This is a genomic window from Novosphingobium sp. HR1a (genome assembly GCF_015594425.1).
Lineage (GTDB): Bacteria > Pseudomonadota > Alphaproteobacteria > Sphingomonadales > Sphingomonadaceae > Novosphingobium > Novosphingobium resinovorum_A.
Genome location: NZ_JABXWS010000099.1, coordinates 48878 through 64996, shown reverse-complemented (window position 1 = coordinate 64996; position 16119 = coordinate 48878). Strand labels below are relative to the sequence as shown.

8 protein-coding genes are annotated in these 16119 nt (G+C 65.0%); 4 read left to right on the top strand and 4 right to left on the bottom strand.

The window, feature by feature from the left end; translation table 11 throughout:
* Positions 1–37: 37 nt before the first annotated feature.
* The 4 genes from HWN72_RS26295 to HWN72_RS26280 all read right to left on the bottom strand — a co-directional run bounded on the left by HWN72_RS26295 (position 38) and on the right by HWN72_RS26280 (position 8146).
* Positions 38–1170, bottom strand: a protein-coding gene (locus HWN72_RS26295) for an IS3 family transposase (protein WP_211151775.1) whose coding sequence is annotated in 2 segments (ribosomal slippage) — positions 38–909 and positions 909–1170 — 1134 coding nt in all. Because the reading frame shifts where the segments join, the coding sequence is not laid out codon by codon here.
* Between the two features lie 89 nt (positions 1171–1259).
* Positions 1260–3110, bottom strand: a complete 1851-nt coding sequence (locus tag HWN72_RS26290; RefSeq protein WP_211151774.1) for an Svx/AvrXca family virulence/avirulence protein — start codon at positions 3108–3110, stop codon at positions 1260–1262.
* Position 3111: 1 nt separating this feature from the next.
* A complete protein-coding gene (locus HWN72_RS26285) occupies positions 3112–5868 on the bottom strand; it encodes a DUF5695 domain-containing protein (RefSeq protein ID WP_248006361.1) in 2757 nt (918 codons plus the stop codon).
* Between the two features lie 34 nt (positions 5869–5902).
* Positions 5903–8146: a prolyl oligopeptidase family serine peptidase gene (locus tag HWN72_RS26280; RefSeq protein ID WP_211151773.1), complete on the bottom strand. Its 2244-nt coding sequence runs from the start codon at positions 8144–8146 to the stop codon at positions 5903–5905.
* Between the two features lie 256 nt (positions 8147–8402).
* On the opposite strand from HWN72_RS26280, the gene HWN72_RS26275 reads away from it, so the two are divergent.
* From HWN72_RS26275 to HWN72_RS26255, 4 genes are all read left to right on the top strand, one after another.
* Positions 8403–9140, top strand: a complete 738-nt coding sequence (locus HWN72_RS26275) for a FadR/GntR family transcriptional regulator (RefSeq protein WP_211151772.1) — start codon at positions 8403–8405, stop codon at positions 9138–9140.
* A 102-nt stretch (positions 9141–9242) separates the two neighbouring features.
* Positions 9243–11615 (top strand): glycoside hydrolase family 127 protein, encoded by a 2373-nt coding sequence (locus HWN72_RS26270; protein WP_248006359.1) that lies wholly within the window; start codon positions 9243–9245, stop codon positions 11613–11615.
* Positions 11612–14437, top strand: a complete 2826-nt coding sequence (locus tag HWN72_RS31930; RefSeq protein WP_289357062.1) for a DUF885 family protein — start codon at positions 11612–11614, stop codon at positions 14435–14437. The genes HWN72_RS26270 and HWN72_RS31930 overlap by 4 nt, the downstream gene beginning before the upstream one ends.
* Entirely contained in the window at positions 14427–16010 is a 1584-nt protein-coding gene (locus HWN72_RS26255) for a family 43 glycosylhydrolase (protein WP_248006358.1), read from the top strand. Before HWN72_RS31930 ends, HWN72_RS26255 begins: the two co-directional genes overlap by 11 nt.
* Positions 16011–16119 lie beyond the last annotated feature (109 nt).

Sequence of the window (16119 nt, the reverse complement as noted above, 5' to 3'; positions counted from 1 at the left end):
CCCCGGCCGGAGTGACGCCCCGCAATTCGCAGCCAATTCACGCTGCCACGGCCTGTGGCAGATTGTCAAAGTAGGTCTGATCGGGCGGGCGCCCACCGAGGCTCGAGTGAGGTCTCCGGGCGTTATAGAAGCCCAGATATCGGCCGATCGCGTTGCGCGCTTCGCTGACCGAAGCGTAGGCGTGCAGGTAGACTTCTTCGTACTTCACCGAGCGCCACAGCCGCTCGACCACGACATTGTCGCGCCAGGCGCCGCGGCCGTCCATGCTAATCGCGATACCCTCGCGCCGGAGCACGCCGGTGAAGGCCTGGCTCGTGAATTGGCTCCCCTGATCTGTATTGAAAATCTCCGGCTTGCCATAGCGCGCCAGGGCTTCCTCGAGCGCTTCCACGCAGAAGTCGGCCTCCAGCGTGATCGAAATCCGATGGCTGAGAACCTTGCGGCTGAACCAGTCGACGATGGCTACGAGATAAACGAAGCCCCGCGCCATGGGGATGTAACTGATGTCTGTCGCCCAGACTTGATTGGGCCTTACGATCGGAAGCTTGCGCAGGAGATAGGGGTGGATCTTGTGCCCTGGCGCCGGCTTCGAGGTGCTGGGACGTCGATAGACCGCCTCGATCGCCATCTTCTTCATCAGGCTCGCGACATGGCAGCGGCCAATCTCGATACTTTCCTGGCGCAGGAAATCACGTAGCATTCGGCTTCCCGCGAACGGAAACTCCAGGTGCAACGCATCGATGCGCCGCATGATCGCGAGATTCTTCGACGAAACCGGCCGGGGCAGATAATAGACACTGCCCCGGCTGATCCCCAGTTCCTTCGCCTGACGCTTCACCGGTAAGGTGTGCGTTCGGTCAATCATCGCTTTGCGCTCGGCAACAGTCCTGCCTTGCCGAGCGCGCCTTCCAAAAAATCATTCGCCAACGTCAACTCGCCTATCTTGGCATGCAGCGTCTTCACGTCGACGGCGGGCTCGTCCGAGGACTTCTCCGACCCGAATACGCCGGCCGCTCCTTCGAGCAACTGCGTGCGCCACGTCGTGATCTGGTTGGGATGCAAGTCATAGTCCTGCGCCAGCTCTGCCAGCGTCTTCTCGCCCTTGATCGCGGCAAGTGCTACCTTCGCCTTGAATGCCGGGCTGTGGTTGCGCCGGGGTCGTCTGCTCATTCTCTGCTCCTGTCTCGCAGCCTTCCTGGCTGCTCTCAGGCAGAAAATCCAATTATCTCAGTGCGCAGATTCCCCAGGCCACCTCTGGGTCAGCCGGGCCAGCGATAATGCACACGTGCGGTGACCTCCTGAACCGGTGCTGTCAAATCGGCGCCGTGCGCCGGGTCCTGCACTGTGCCAGGATCGACGAAGCCGTAGAACACGCCCCTGGCGGCGGAACCGCCGCGCTGCTCAACGTCGCCAATGTTTTGCGCGGTGCCGGAAAGGACGATGCCCTTCTCGTACTCGCCGATGCCCAGCATCGCGGTGCGGGCCACGGCCCGGTCGCGCAGGACCGTGTCTTTGCGCAGGACGGTCAGGCCGCCCACGACGGCTTGGTCGCGGACCTCGGAGCGATCGAGCACCACGGCATGATCCTCGATCCGCGCACGGCCGGAGACCGTGCCCGAAACGACCCGGGCGTAAGGCCCGACGTAAGCGCTTTCGGAGACGGTGGCGCCGGGACCGACCCAGCCGCCGCCGTTTGTATGGCGATGCCCGCCCGCGATCGGCTCTGGGGCGCCGGGTTGATAGCGCTCGGGCATCGCGCCTTCGAACTGTGCCATCCATGGATAGCGGTAGATCGCGTACCAGGGCTGGTCCCAGCGGATCTGCTGCATCTGCGACGGGGTGGCCATGACCATGAGGAAGAGCCCGGTGTCGCCCTGCTGCAGGGCGATCGAGGCTTTGGCGCTGCTGCCGCGCTGCAGCGGGCTGTAGCGGCTCGCGCCATCGGCGCCGATGGCGACGAGGCCCCAGCGCCAGTCCGAGGCGGGCGGCGGCACGGACGCCGGTTCGTCGGCAAGCCCGGGCAGGGCAGCGGCGGCACTCGCCTGCTGGACGACGCCTCGGAACGACACCGTCACGCGGCCGGCGCCCACATCGGGATGCAGCTTGACCATGTTGTAGCCCCAGCGCTGCGGGGCCCACATTTCTGGCACGGCGAAGCGGCGCTTCGCCAGATCGATCGGATCGAGCACGGTCGTGGAGAGGATGCCCGGGCCGGTGTTCTGTTCGTACCCGCCGTAATCGCGGCGGAAGGCCGCGCCGCGCGTGCCGGGGTAGTCCCAGCCTGCGTTATGGAGTGCCCAGTCCCCGAAAGCGTCGTTAAGCTGCGCTTGTGACCACCCTAGGTGCCGTTCAAGTACACTGAACGGATCGGTCGACAGGTGTGCCGGATCGTCTGTTCCGGGGGCTTCGCGCCAGATGGCGTTGATCGCGTCGAAGCCGTGGCGGTCCTTGATATATTCGAGGAACTGCCAGTTGCAGTACCGCGTCCGGGTCGAGCCGTAGTAGAGATGCGGGTACTGCTTGAGCAGGACCGAGCAATGCGTATTGTCCTGGAATTCCGGCAGTTGCACGGTCATCCAGTTGGCGTGGCTCTCGAACAGCCAGCCGGTATAGGGCGAATCCATCAGGTGGCCGGTGGCGGCCTGGAGGGCGTGGGTCAGCTCGTGCGCCAGCCCGAAACGGTCCCGCAGCGCGCCCGGGCCGATCCACATACCCGGATGGCCGAGGGAATCCGCGCCTCCGGTCAGTCCGTAGTCGACGCCGATATAGGCATTGACCTTCAGCTTGCTGGTGGACCCGCAGTGCGGCTCGGGAAAGTGCAAGGTGCGGATGAAGTAGTCCCACACGTATTCGAGGTGCTTCACCGCCCCTTGCGCATCGGCGTCGGAGACCGTGCCCGGCCTCCAGTGCAGCGCGAAATGCGCGCTCTGCGTCTGGAGAGGCAGGGCGGAGTTCGCCGCGTCGGACGGGTCGGTCGCGGCGACGCTCCATGTTCCCGCCGCGCAGGCGGAACTGGCCGTTGGTGCCGGAGCTTCAGGCACCGGCACCGCGATCGCCGAGTTGGGAAGGGCGGCGAGCGCGAGTGTCGATGCCTGAAGCAGCGCTTTCATGTCAGCGCGGAGCCAGCGTGACGGTAGTTGCCGCAGCGCCCAGCGGGATCGCATAGCCACCCCGGTCCGCCGTGCCGGTGGAGGTCGCGTAAGTCCGGCCGCCGCTGGTCGTCGTCTCGAACAGCAGGCGCGCGGTTGGGGCAGTGGCGCTGGCGGGATCGAGCGTGAGCACGACCTTGCCGGACTTCGTATCGTAGGCCGCACTCTGGATACGGCCTGCCTCCAGCGTGATCCACAGGCCTGCGGGCGCCACGAACAGACGGCGGCGGGCGCCGTCCTTCGGAGTCAAGCTGACCTGTGCGCCCTTGTTCTCCAGATCGCCGCCGAAGCCCAGCCAGCCCAGTTGCGGGTCGTTGACGATGTAGCTCGCCGAGGTGATCGCGTGGCCGTAAAAGCCCATGCCGTAGTCGCCGGTGATGACGTCCCACTTCATCATGTCGGGCCAGGAATGGAACGCGGCCGAGCCGAAGCCTTCCTGGTCGATGTTGGTGATCCCGCCCATCATGCCGCCGTAGGCGACGCGCAGGAGGTGCAGGTCGGTGGGGTTCTGGCGATAGGCGTCGAACAGCGGGACGGCGTTCAGCGCCGAGCCGTAGTGGTGAATCTGCCGCTCGATGCGCGAGACTTTGCCGCCGTAGAGGAAGTCCCAGTAGCGGCGCGCATTGCCGTTGTAGCCCCAACTCGGGATCGTCGGGTCGTAGCCCAAGATCACTTCGCGCGTCACGTCAGCCTGTGGCTGATAGCCGAAGTAGCGCATCCACGCATAGACTTCGGGCTGGCCGGTAGAATCCCAGGCCATCTCGCTGCCGAACGGGAACTTGAGCGTGCGCCAGTGATCGGCGCGGCCTTTCATCAGCCCTTCCATCTCGGTGGCTTCGGCGGTCATCCCCTCGCGCTTGAGATCCTTCAGGATGTCGAGGAAGACGTCGCCTTCCATCTGGCCGAATTGCGCATAGTAAGGCGCATCGCGCATCATCGCGACGCTCGTGCGGTAGGCCCAGTCGAGGTAGAACTTCCAGTCATGCTGCTTCACCAGCCCCTGGTTGTCGCGCGCAAGGCGGTAGAGCACCCAGTGCCCGATCGCGACGTGGGGGTAGTTGTAGGACCGGCCGAGATCGTCGGAGTCCTTCTTCGACCACGCGGTCCAGCTTTTCCAGTTGATCTTCGGGTCGTAGTAGTCCGGGAATTCCTTGGGGTCGTAGTAGAAGATGCTCTTCTTCACCGCGCCTGCCTGCGGGCCGTCCGCGACCTGCAGGGTGCCCAGCACGGTCTCGTTGACCAGCCGTTCCAGCTTGGCGATTTCCTCGGCGTTCGGATTGTCGAGCTGCTTGATCGCGGCGGCGACCCACGAACCGGCGCCGCCTTCGTCGCTCATGCCCGAAACCCAGACGCGGCCGTCCTGCGTGAGGATCTTGTTGTCCTCACGGTCGTAGGACAGGATCGCGGGCGAGCGGTGGAAGGGATCGCCCTTGCCCTCAAACCACTGCTTCGTCGTGGTGAAGTGGCCGATGTCGGCCATCACGGTGTCGAGCGGTTTGGTGATGTAATAGCTGACGGTCTGCTTCTGGCCGTCCGCGTATGTCACCGTCAGGCGCGCCTGGCCCCAGCCGCTGGCCTTGATTCTGTAGCGCGCCCAGCCCTTACCGGCCTTGTCGGCGGTTGCCGTCAGAGCGCCGGTCGGCCAGGATTCAATGTTCGCCACTTTGCTCGGCGACTTGAGGAACAGGCTGGCGGTCTGGTCTGTCGGAACCACGTAGCCCGGGATGCCCACGGCGACGGGACGCTTCTGGGCGACGAGCGTATCCTCGATCGCGCGCACGCTGGGCGAAGTCACGAAGCGCAGGCCGATTGTGCGGCTCTCGCCTGGCGCGAGGGTGAAGCTGGTGGGGGCGTTCCACTGCTCGCCCGCTTTGGCCCATTCCTTTTCGGCGAAGCCCTTGCTGGCGACGGTCCAGTCGTAGAACCCTTCGGACACCTGCGAACGCGGGCTGCGGTCGGTGAAGATGTCACCCTTGGGCGCGGCACGCGCCTCCAGCACCGGACGGTAGGCTTCGAGCGGCGTACCCTTTTCGGGCAGTACCAGCAGCGCCGGACCTTGTCCGTTGAGGCGGGTGACCTGCAGATAGCCTGCGTCGCGGCCGATATAGGGATCGACGAAGCTCGCCTGCGCATGGGCCTGATCGAGATCGCGGTCGAGGATGATGTTGTCGAACACCATCGGCATGCCGAGGCCGCCGATCTCGACCGGCGCCTGGCTGGTGTTCACCAGAGTAAAGCGCATCGCCAGCACGCCGGCATCGTTCACCCAGCGACGCTCGACGCGCAGCGGCATGCCCGCGCCCATCGAGGCGGTAATGTCGGCAGCGGCGAGCACGCCATTGCCGCCCGCAAGCGCGGTGATCTGCTTGCGCGCATGGGCGGAGGAGAAGTCCTGCCAGTCCGATCCGGCGGTCTTCAGGCGTACGTGAATGTCGCCGATGTGGACGTAGCCGTCGCCCGCTCGTTCTGCCTCGCGGCTCGCAGGGACGAAGTCGAACGCTCCCTCGCCGGTGGGCGAGAGGTGCGTGAGCGTCTGAGTATCGGCGCGCAGGGCAAGGTCGAACGCGGGCGTCTGCAGCGCGTTCGTCTGGATCGGCGGGAAGACGGGCTTCGGCTTCTGCTCGCCTTCCTCGGCATGAGCGGAGACGGCGGGCAGCACGGCGGGAACGGCAGCCAGCATCAGCGCCACGAAGGGCAGGGGCTTCAGGAGATGCTTCATGATGTGTCCTCGCGTGGGATTACTGGGCATGAGATTACTGGCGGGCGAGCGGCTTGACCGGGCCGAGCGGCGGCGGGCTTTCGCCCAGCAGGTATTGGGTGAAATAGTCGCGCAGCTTCTTGAAGAAGAACGGCTGGTTGACCCGGTGCGTGGTGTTGGGCAGCACGACCATGTCGACGTCGCGCCCCGCGTCCATCAGCGCCTTGGCGAGCCGGAAGCTCTCGGTGATCGGCACATTGTCGTCGATGTCGCCGTGGATCAGCAGCAGGTGGCCCTTGAGCTGGCTTGCCACCGACATGTTGGAATTGCGCTCCCAGGTCGCCGTGTCCGGATTGCGCATGGAAACTTCGGGCCACCAGGTCTTGTCAAGCCGCAGGTCATGGTTGCCCGATGCCGAAACGCCGACCTTGAAGAAGTCCGGGCGCCGCAGCACGAAGCGCGCGGTGTCGTAGCCGCCCGCCGAACCGCCGAACACTCCCACGCGGGTGGTGTCCATGTAAGGATACTTCGCCGCCATCTGGCGGATCAGGGCGATGTGATCGTCGAGGCCGACTTCACCCAGGTTCTGGAAGGCGGGAAGGCGGAATGCCTGTCCGCGCCGCGACGTGCCGGTGCCGTCGATCATCACCACGATCGCGCCGATCTGCGCCAGACTGTTGCCGCCCACCCGCCGCGCGTCGCTCCAGGTAGCGGGCACGTCCGTGGTGGTGGGGCCGGTGTAGACGTTGTCGATCACCGGATAGCTGCGCTTGGGATCGAAGTTCGCCGGGCGCAGGATCATGGCGTAGATCGGCGTCTTGCCATCTGCTGCCAGACCCTTGAACGGTTCCGGCGCGGTATAGCCCTTGGCGCGCAGCCGGCTGTCGTCGGCCTTCGCCAGTTCCATGACGATGCGTCCGGTCTTCCCGTCGCGCAGCACCGCCCGGGTCGGCGAGGTGGGGCTGGACATCTGATCGACGATCCACGCGCCGTCCGGGGATACATGCGCATCGTGATCGAGCGGTTCGGGCGTCAGTTCGGTGAGCGCGCCGCCATTGAACGGTACTTTGTAGAGTGCGCGCCAGTAGGGATTGCGCTCCGCCTCGCGCCCCACGCCGGTGACGATCAGCGACGACTTGTCCTGCGCCACGTTGTCGACCGAGAGCACTTCCCACTGACCCTGCGTCAGCGCAGTGCCGCCATCGGGTGCATCGGGCCGTACGAGGTAGAGCTGGGCCCAGCCCGAGCGTTCGGAGATCGCCAGTTCGCCGCCCAGTTCCGGCGCGGGCATCAGTGCGCTGGAGGTGACCGTGACCACCGGCTTGACCACCTCATGCGCGACGATGCGAGCCTCGCCTGTCTTGGGATTGGCGGTGTAGACGGCCTGCTGCGCATAGCCGCGTTCGGTCCACTGCATGCGCGGCTTGCCGTCCACCCAGCCCATGTCGGGTGGCGAGGGGTAGAGGATCGATTCCGCCGGCATTTGGATCGGCACAATCCGCGCCTTGCCGGCTTTCATCGCCGCTTTCATGTCGATCAAGAAGCGGGTCGCCTGGGGGAGCTTCTCGCCTCCGGCCAGCGGATAGATGTAGGAGAAGCTGCGCGGGTAGAATTCGCCAGGAGGATTCTGCTGCGTGATCGAAAGCTTACGGACCTCGCGCGTGTCGAGGCGCCAACTGAGCAGGTAGCGGCTGTCGGGCGACCATTGCGCCGATACCGGCATCGCCGGTTCCTCGGTGCCTTCGCGCAGGATATCGGACAGTTCGGGAATGGAGCGGCCGTAAGGCTGCTCGCGCGTGCCGTCGGTGGTCAGCGCCACTTCGCGCCCGCTGGCGACGTCCACGGCGATCAGGTTGAAAGCGCGTGCGATGATCCGGGTCTTGCCGTCGGGAGAGAGAAGGTCGAGTTCGCGGTGGCCCACCTTCTCGATTTCGGCGGCTTTGCCTGCGGCGTCGATGCTCCACAAGGCCCCGTCGAAGGCGCGCAGCTTCAGGGTGTCCTTCGCGGGATCGTACTCGACTTCGGTAATCCGCGCCGCGTCAAGAGACACCGTTTCCCCCTTCGCGGCAGACAGCGCGGCAAGCAGGCTCGCGGTCGTGGCGACTTCCCGCTCCTTGCGTGTTGAAAGGTCGAGCAAGCGGTAGTGCTGATCGAGGCGGTTGCCGGTGCGGTAGAACAAGCCGCCATCAACGAAGCGCGGTGCGATGTCGGCGTTGTCGATGAGGTCGCTAAGCGCATTGCCGAAGAACGCATCTGCGGTCGCATAACGCTGGGCGATACTGACAGGAGCTTGCGTCACGGATGCCGTAGGTCTGGCTTGAGCGGCGGCCGGTGCACAGGCGCATGCCAGCGCAACAAGGCTGATCGATCGGGACATGCAGGAAAGAGAAATGCTCACAGCTGAGGCCCGTCGTCTATTTGGAAGTGCAGGTCGTTCATGAAGGGAGGTCATGCATGCGTCAAGAACATTATACGATATATGATCCGATCTTTTCCGCCTTTCCTTGCCGCTGATGCGTGTTACACGGATGCGGTAATTAAGGAACGCGTACAGGATGGCAGAGAGGGTTACGGGAGAGGAAACGGCGGCGCTGCCGTTGCCTAGCGGGCGGTTGCACCATGTCGTGGCTCAGCGGCTGGCGACGCAGATCGTCAGTGGCGAAGCCATTCCCGGTCAGGTCTTTCCGGCCGAAGTCGAACATGCCGAGATGCTGGGCGTGTCGCGCTCCGTGCTGCGCGAGGCGTTCCGCATGCTCACCGCCAAGGGTCTGGTCAGCAGCAGGCCCAAGGCGGGCACGCGGATCAATGAACGCCGCAAGTGGAACCTGCTCGATCCCGACGTGCTCGGCTGGCAGATACAGTGCGGCGCCAACGACGAATTCCTGCGCGACCTGTTCGAACTGCGTCTTGTGGTTGAACCCCAGGCGGCGGAAATGGCCGCCATGCGCCGCGATGAGGGGCAACTGGTCGACATGGCCAATGCGCTCGACGCGATGGAGCGCTTCACCCTGTCTACGCCCAAGGGCCGCGCCGCCGATATCCGCTTCCATGAACTGCTGATGGAGGCGACCCGCAACGAGATGCTGCTGGCCCTGTCCAACTCGATCTCCACCGCGATCGCCTCCACAACGGCGATCAAGCAGGCGCTCGACGGATCGCCGCGCAATGCCATGCCCGAGCATCGCGCGCTTTACACCCAGATCGCCGAGGCGAATCCGAAGCAGGCGCGCAAGGCCATGATCGCCTTGATAGAACTGGCCCATGCCGACACCCGGATCGCGCTTCGCCGCTGAGTTCCCGCTACCGTCTCCAACAGCACGACCGAAGCGGGGTTGACTCTCCCTGCCTGCCTTCTATCAATAACGTATACGATATTCGATAGGAGTTATGAGGGCATGAAAGCCAATCGGCGCGAATGGATGGCGGGTGTGGCGGCGCTGGCGATCTGCTCGGTTCCCCTGAAGGGCTTTGCGGCCATCGTCGCGCCCAAGGTTCCGCTGCGCGCGAAGCCCCTGCCGCTCACCGACGTGCGGCTGCGCCCGTCCCCCTTCGCGACGGCGGTCGAGGTGAACATCGACTACCTGATGTCGCTCAGCCCCGACCGTTTTCTGCACAACTTCCGGAAGTATGCAGGTCTCGAGCCCAAGGCGCCGATCTACGGCGGCTGGGAATCAGACACGATCGCCGGTCACACTCTCGGCCACTACATGACCGCGCTGGTGCTCGGCTGGCAGCAGACCGGCAACCCCGAATGCCGCCGCCGTGCGGACTACATCGTCGACGAACTGGCGCTGTACCAGTCGAAGCGCAGCGATGGCTACATCGGCGCGCTGGGCCGCAAGACCAAGGACGGCAAGATCGTCGATGGCGAGGCGATCTTCCCCGAAGTGATGAAGGGGCAGATCAAGTCGGGTGGGTTCGACCTCAATGGTTCGTGGTCGCCGCTCTACACCGTGCACAAGTACTTCGCGGGGCTGCTCGACGTTCACGCGGCCTGGGGCAATGCTCGTGCGCTCGAAGTGGTGATCGGCCTTGGCGGGTATTTCGAGAAGGTCTTCGCCGCGCTCGACGATGCGCAGATGCAGGAACTGCTGGGCTGCGAATATGGCGGCCTCAACGAAAGCTACGCCGAACTCTACGCCCAGACCGGCGACTTGCGCTGGCTCAAGGTAGCGGAGCGCATCTTCGACAACCGGGTGCTCGCCCCGCTGGTGGCGCAGGAGGACAAGCTTGCCAACTTCCACGCCAATACGCAGGTGCCCAAGCTGATCGGCCTTGGCCGCATTCACGAACTGACCGGCAAGGAAGACCCGGGCCGCGCCGCGCGCTTCTTCTGGGAACGGGTGACGCAGCACCACAGCTACGTCATCGGCGGCAATGCGGACCGCGAATATTTCTTCGAGCCGGACACCGTGGCGCTGCACCTCACGGAATCGACCTGCGAGCACTGCAACACCTACAACATGCTCAAGTTGACGCGCCAGCTCTATGGGTGGCAGCCGGACGGCGCGTTGTTCGACTATTACGAGCGCGCGCATCTGAACCATGTGCTTTCGGCGCAGAACCCGGCGACGGGCGGCTTCACGTACATGACGCCGATGATGAGCGGCGCCGCGCGCGGGTATTCGGGGCCGGGCGAAGAGGCGTTCTGGTGCTGCGTCGGCTCCGGCATGGAAAGCCATGCCAAGCACGGCGATTCCATCTTCTGGGAAGGCGGCGATACACTGTTCGTCAACCTCTACATCCCCGCCAGCATGGAGTGGAAGGCCAAGGGCGTCGCCGCGACGATCGACACCGAATATCCCTTCAAGCCGGGCATCCGCTTCACGCTCGACGCGGTGAAGCAGGGCAAGTTCCGGGTGGCGCTGCGCATTCCGGCATGGACGGGCGGCAAGGCCACGATCACCGTCAACGGCTCGCCCGTCTCCGCCAGCGCCACCAATGGCTATGCCTTCATCGACCGGCGCTGGAAGAAGGGCGATGTCATCGCGCTCGACCTGCCGCTGGAACTGCGTCTGGAGGCTGCCGCCGGTTCGGACGATGTCGTCGCTGTGGTGCGCGGCCCGATGGTGCTTGCTGCCGATCTCGGCCCGACCGAGACCGAATGGACCGGCGTGGAACCGGCCATGGTCGGAGAGAACCCGCTGGCGGCCTTCACGCCGATGGTTTCGGATCGCCCGCGTTTCCAGACAACCGGCATCATCCGTCCGGGCAACCTGAATTTCGTGCCGTTCTACAGCCAGTACGAGCGTCGCAGCGCGGTCTATTTCAAGCGCTTCTCTGAAAGCGGCTGGAAGACCGAGGAAGCCGCGTTCCTGGCCGAGCAGGCGCGTCAGAAGGATATTGCCGCCCGCTCGATCGACATCATGCACCTTGGCGAGATGCAGCCCGAGCGTGACCACAACCTCACCTCGGAACTCTCGTACCCGGCCTCATACCGGGGCCGCAACGGGCGCGACGCGCGCTCGGGCGGGTACTTCGAGTTCACCATGAAGGTGAAGCCGGGCCCGCTGTTGCTGCAGGCCAGCTACTGGGGCAGCGAGCGGTCGCGTACGTTCGACATCATCGTCGATGATGTGAAGATCGCGACGCAGAAGCTGGACAACGACCGTCCGGGCAAGTTCTTCGACGTCGATTATCCGCTGCCCGAGGCGCTGACCAAGGGCAAGAGCAGCGTCAAGGTACGCTTCGTGCCTGCCGACCGCAGTTCCGCCGGGCCGGTCTTCGGCGTGCGCCTGTTCACCGCGAAGGCCGGCACCGCACAGTGAGCGACGCCGACCAGATTGCCCTGACGCTGGCGGAAGCCGACGACCTTGCCCGCACGGTACTGCAGGCATGGGGGTTGGCGCCGGACCATGCCGCCGCCGTGGCGCAGACGATGGTTTCGGGCGAGCGCGACGGATGCACCTCGCACGGGCTCTATCGCCTGCTGGTGGCGGCCAACTCGGTGGAGCGCGGCGTCGTCGTGCCCGATGCCGTGCCGGAAGTGAGCGAGCCCGCCGCTGCGCTGGTGCGGGTGGATGGGAAGGGCGGTTTCGCCCAGCTTCCCTTCGCGCAAGGCATGCCGCTGCTGGTGGAGAAGGCGAAGCGTTACGGCATTGCCGCCATGGCGCTCAACAACGTGGTGCACTTTGCCGCGCTCTGGCCCGAGGTCGAGGCGCTGGCGGAGCAGGGGCTGGTCGCGCTGGCATTCACCCCCAGTCATGCCTGGGTGGCGCCGGAAGGCGGCACGAAGCCGGTCTTCGGCACCAACCCCATCGCGTTCGGCTGGCCGCGCCCGGATAAGGCTCCGTTCGTGTTCGACTTCGCGACGAGCGCGGTGGCGCGCGGCGAGATCGAACTGCACCGCCGCGCGGAGAAGGCGATTCCGGCGGACTGGGGTTATGACGCCGAGGGCAACCCTTCGACCGACGCGAAGGCGGTGCTGGACGGCGCCATGCGCACGTTCGGCGCGCACAAGGGATCGGCGCTGGCGGCGCTGGTCGAACTCGTCGCGGGGCCGCTGATCGGCGACATGACCAGTGCGGAATCGCTGGCGGCCGATGAGGGGCGCGGCGGCTCTCCGCTGGGCGGCGAACTGATCGTCGTGATCGATCCGGCAGGCTTCCTCGGCGCCGGAGTGCAGGACCACCTGCGCCGGGCCGAGGCGATGTTCACCGCGATCGAAGCGCAGGGCGCACGCCTTCCCGGATCGCGCCGCTTGCTTGCGCGGGCGCGATCGGACGCGGAAGGGCTGCGCATTCCGGCGCAGCTTCATCAGGATATTCTGGAAGTTCTCGAAAGGGGAAATGACGTGAACGGAACGGTCGCACGGACCATGCTCATGGCCGGGGCCGCCCTTGCGGCAGTGCCTGCGGCCTTCGTCGCCGCGCCCGCAGTGGCGAAAGTCGAGGCGTCGGTGAAGGAAAGCGGCGCGGACAAGGCCTTCGAAGCGATCTACATGGCCGAATACGAATGGCGCCAAAAGCAGTTCGGCCCCTGCGAGGATACGCCGAAGGATGCGAAGATTGCACTGCCCGACGTCGGGCCGGAGGCGCAGGCGCAACGGCTGGCATGCTGGGAGAAGGTCGAGAAGCAGCTTTCCGCAATCCGGCAGGACCGGCTCTCTCCCGCCAACCGCATCAACTTCGCGGTTTACAAGGGCCAGATCGACGCGCTGCTCGCATCGCAGCAGTATCGTGACTACGAGAAGCCCTTCAACGCCGACACCAGCTTCTGGGGCGACCTTGCCGACTGGGCCCGCAATCCGCTGAAGGACAAGGCCGCAGCGGACGACTATCTGGAAATGCTGCGCGGCATTCCTCGCTATTACGACCAGCAGATCATCAACATGCGCGCAGGGCTCGCGCGCGGTTTCTCCGCCCCGCAGGTCACGCTCACCGGGCGTGATAAGGGTATCGAACTGGTGGTGCAGGCGAAGACGGCGGAAGCCTCACCGTTCTACGAACCGTTCGTACGCCTGCCCTCGACCATCCCGGCGGATGAGCAGGAAAAGCTGCGCGCCGAAGCCCGCAAGGCGATCACCGAAGGCGTCGTTCCGGCCCATGCCAAGCTGCTCGCCTTCATGCGCGGCGAGTACGAGATCGGCGCGCGCAAGTCGCTGGCCGCTTATGCCCTCCCCGATGGCGAGGCGTACTATCGCTCGAAGATCCGCGAGTTCGTCACGCTCGACAAGAGCCCGGAGGAGATCCACCAGATCGGCCTTTCCGAGATGGCGCGCATCCGCACGCAGATGAACGAGGTGATGAAACAGGTCGCGTTCAAGGGCGACCTCAAGGCGTTCCTGCACTTCCTGCGCACCGACCCGCAGTTCTATCCAAAGACCCCGAACGAGTTGCTCTATCGCGCCGCATGGATCGCCAAGACCTTCGACGGCAAGGCGGACCAGTTCTTCGGACGCATGCCGCGCAGCCGCTTCGCCATCAAGCCGGTGCCGGACGACATTGCGCCGTTCTATACCGGTGGACGCGGCGGTCCGGGGATCTATTCGGTCAACACCTACGACCTGCCTTCACGCCCGTTCTACTCGCAGATCGCGCTGACCCTGCACGAAAGCGCGCCGGGCCACGCCTGGCAGATGCCGCTTGCCGCGGAGAACCTCGACCTGCCCGCCTTCCGCCGTGATACCTACCTTCCCGCTTATGGCGAGGGATGGGCGCTCTACTGCGAGGCGCTGGGCGAGGACATGGACATGTACGAGACGCCGTACGACCGGTTCGGCATGCTCAGCTATCAGGCCTGGCGCGCCTCGCGCCTCGTCGTCGATACAGGCATCCATGCGATGGGCTGGTCGCGCGAGCAGGCGCAGGCGTACCTGCGCGACAACACTGCCCTGTCCGATCACGAGATCGAGACCGAGGTGGACCGCTACATCTCCTGGCCCGGACAGGCTTTGTCCTACTATATGGGGCAGCTCGCCTTCATCGACGGACGCCACAAGGCGGAGAAGGCGCTGGGACCGAAGTTCAACATCCGCGCCTTCCACGATGCGGTGCTGGAGCTGGGCGGCGTGCCGCTGCCGCTGATCGACCAGCGCGTCGACACGCTCATCAAGGACGGCGGCAAGGGGCCTTATCCGGATGAGGAATGATCGCCACCTGCACATCCTTGCCGCCAGTCTTGCCGCAACTGTGCTGACCGCTTCGGCCGGGGCGCAGGAGGTGCGCGAAATGACCGTGCCGGGAAATCCGATCCTTGCGGACGGGGACTACTATTCCACTGACCCGGCGCCCTTTGTGGCGGATGGCGCGCTGTGGATTCTTGCAGGGCGTGACGAAGCAGCACCGGACGTCAACGACTTCATCATGCCCGAGTGGCAGTTGCTGAAGACCGCCGATCCGGCCTCGGGCAAGTGGACGCATTATCCCGCGATCATCAAGCCGGAGAACGTCTTCGCCTGGGCCGAGCAGGCGCGCGCCTATGCGGGTCAGATCATTCAGGGGCCGGATAAGCGCTATTATCTGTACGCCCCGGTACTGGAAAAGACGAGCGATGCGCAGGACCGGTTCGCGATCGGCGTTGCAGTGGCCGACAGTCCCACCGGACCGTGGCGCGACGCGCATCCTGCAGGGCCGATCATCTCGCAGCGGGTGCCCGAGGCGAACGATATCCAGAACATCGATCCCACCGTCATGATCGACGACGACGGGCGGGTCTACATCTACTGGGGCACATTCGGAAAGCTGCGCGGCATGGAACTGGCGCGTGACATGGTTACGCCCAAAGGTGCGGAATGGAAGGTCGAGGGCGTGGACGGCTTCTTCGAGGCGCCGTGGATCATGAAGCGAAAGGGCACATATTATATGCTCTATGCGGGCAATAAAGCTGGTCCGGCATCGGACTGCACGCCTGCCGTCTACCATGCATGCATCGCTTACGGCACCGCACCTTCGCCGATGGGGCCATGGACGTATCGCGGCGTGATCCTGAGGCCGGTTTCTTCCACTACATCGCATTCCGGCGCGGTGGAATTCAAGGGGCAGTGGTATCTCGCCTACCATACGGCCGATGCGGCCGGCGGCGGGCATTTCCGCCGCAGCGTGGCGCTCGACCGTATGGAGTGGGACGATGGCGTGACGCCCGCCCGCATTCTCCCCGTCGTTCCGACCCGGCGCCTCCAGCCGCCCATCCTGCCCTCACGCAACGTCGCCCGCGCGGCATGGGCGACGGCCTCGAACGATCCGGTGCCGGTGCAATTCTGGATCAGGTCGCTGAACGACGGGATCGTCAAGGCGGCTCCGTTGCCGCCGGACATGTGGGGCAGTTGGACACCGGTCAATCCGCCACGCCAATGGATCGAATACCGCTGGGACGAGCCCGTGACGATCGACGGTTCGCGCATCCGCTTCTGGAACGATCAGCCTGCGGGTTCCGGCGTCGGCGTGGCGCCGCCGAAGGTCTGGCATCTCGAATATTGGAGCACTTCGGGCAAGGACGGCTGGAAGCCAGTGCGCGCTGTCGGGCGCTATGGTGTCGCCACTGACGACTGGCAGGATATCGCCTTCAAGCCCGTCACGACACGCTGCATGCGCGCTGTCATGGATGCCGCTACGGATGGGAAGACGTATGCGGCTCTGGCGGTGCAGGAGTGGGAAATGCTGGTACCCGCTGCACGGCCGGTGGTCGTTCGCGGCGAAGGGCCGCCACCGGTTCCCTGCAACTGATCGCACGCTGCGAGAGAGCCTTTTACACGAGGTTACATGGAAAGGCGCGGGTTCAAAGCCCGCGCCTTTTTTCATAATGCGCCACTGTCGCTTCGCTGCATATTTTGTC

Coding starts and splice junctions, on each gene's coding strand:
- HWN72_RS26290 (WP_211151774.1), bottom strand. CDS start 3,110: ATGAAAGCGCTGCTTCAGGCATCGACACTCGCGCTCGCCGCCCTTCCC.
- HWN72_RS26275 (WP_211151772.1), top strand. CDS start 8,403: ATGGCAGAGAGGGTTACGGGAGAGGAAACGGCGGCGCTGCCGTTGCCT.
- HWN72_RS26255 (WP_248006358.1), top strand. CDS start 14,427: ATGAGGAATGATCGCCACCTGCACATCCTTGCCGCCAGTCTTGCCGCA.
- HWN72_RS26270 (WP_248006359.1), top strand. CDS start 9,243: ATGAAAGCCAATCGGCGCGAATGGATGGCGGGTGTGGCGGCGCTGGCG.
- HWN72_RS26285 (WP_248006361.1), bottom strand. CDS start 5,868: ATGAAGCATCTCCTGAAGCCCCTGCCCTTCGTGGCGCTGATGCTGGCT.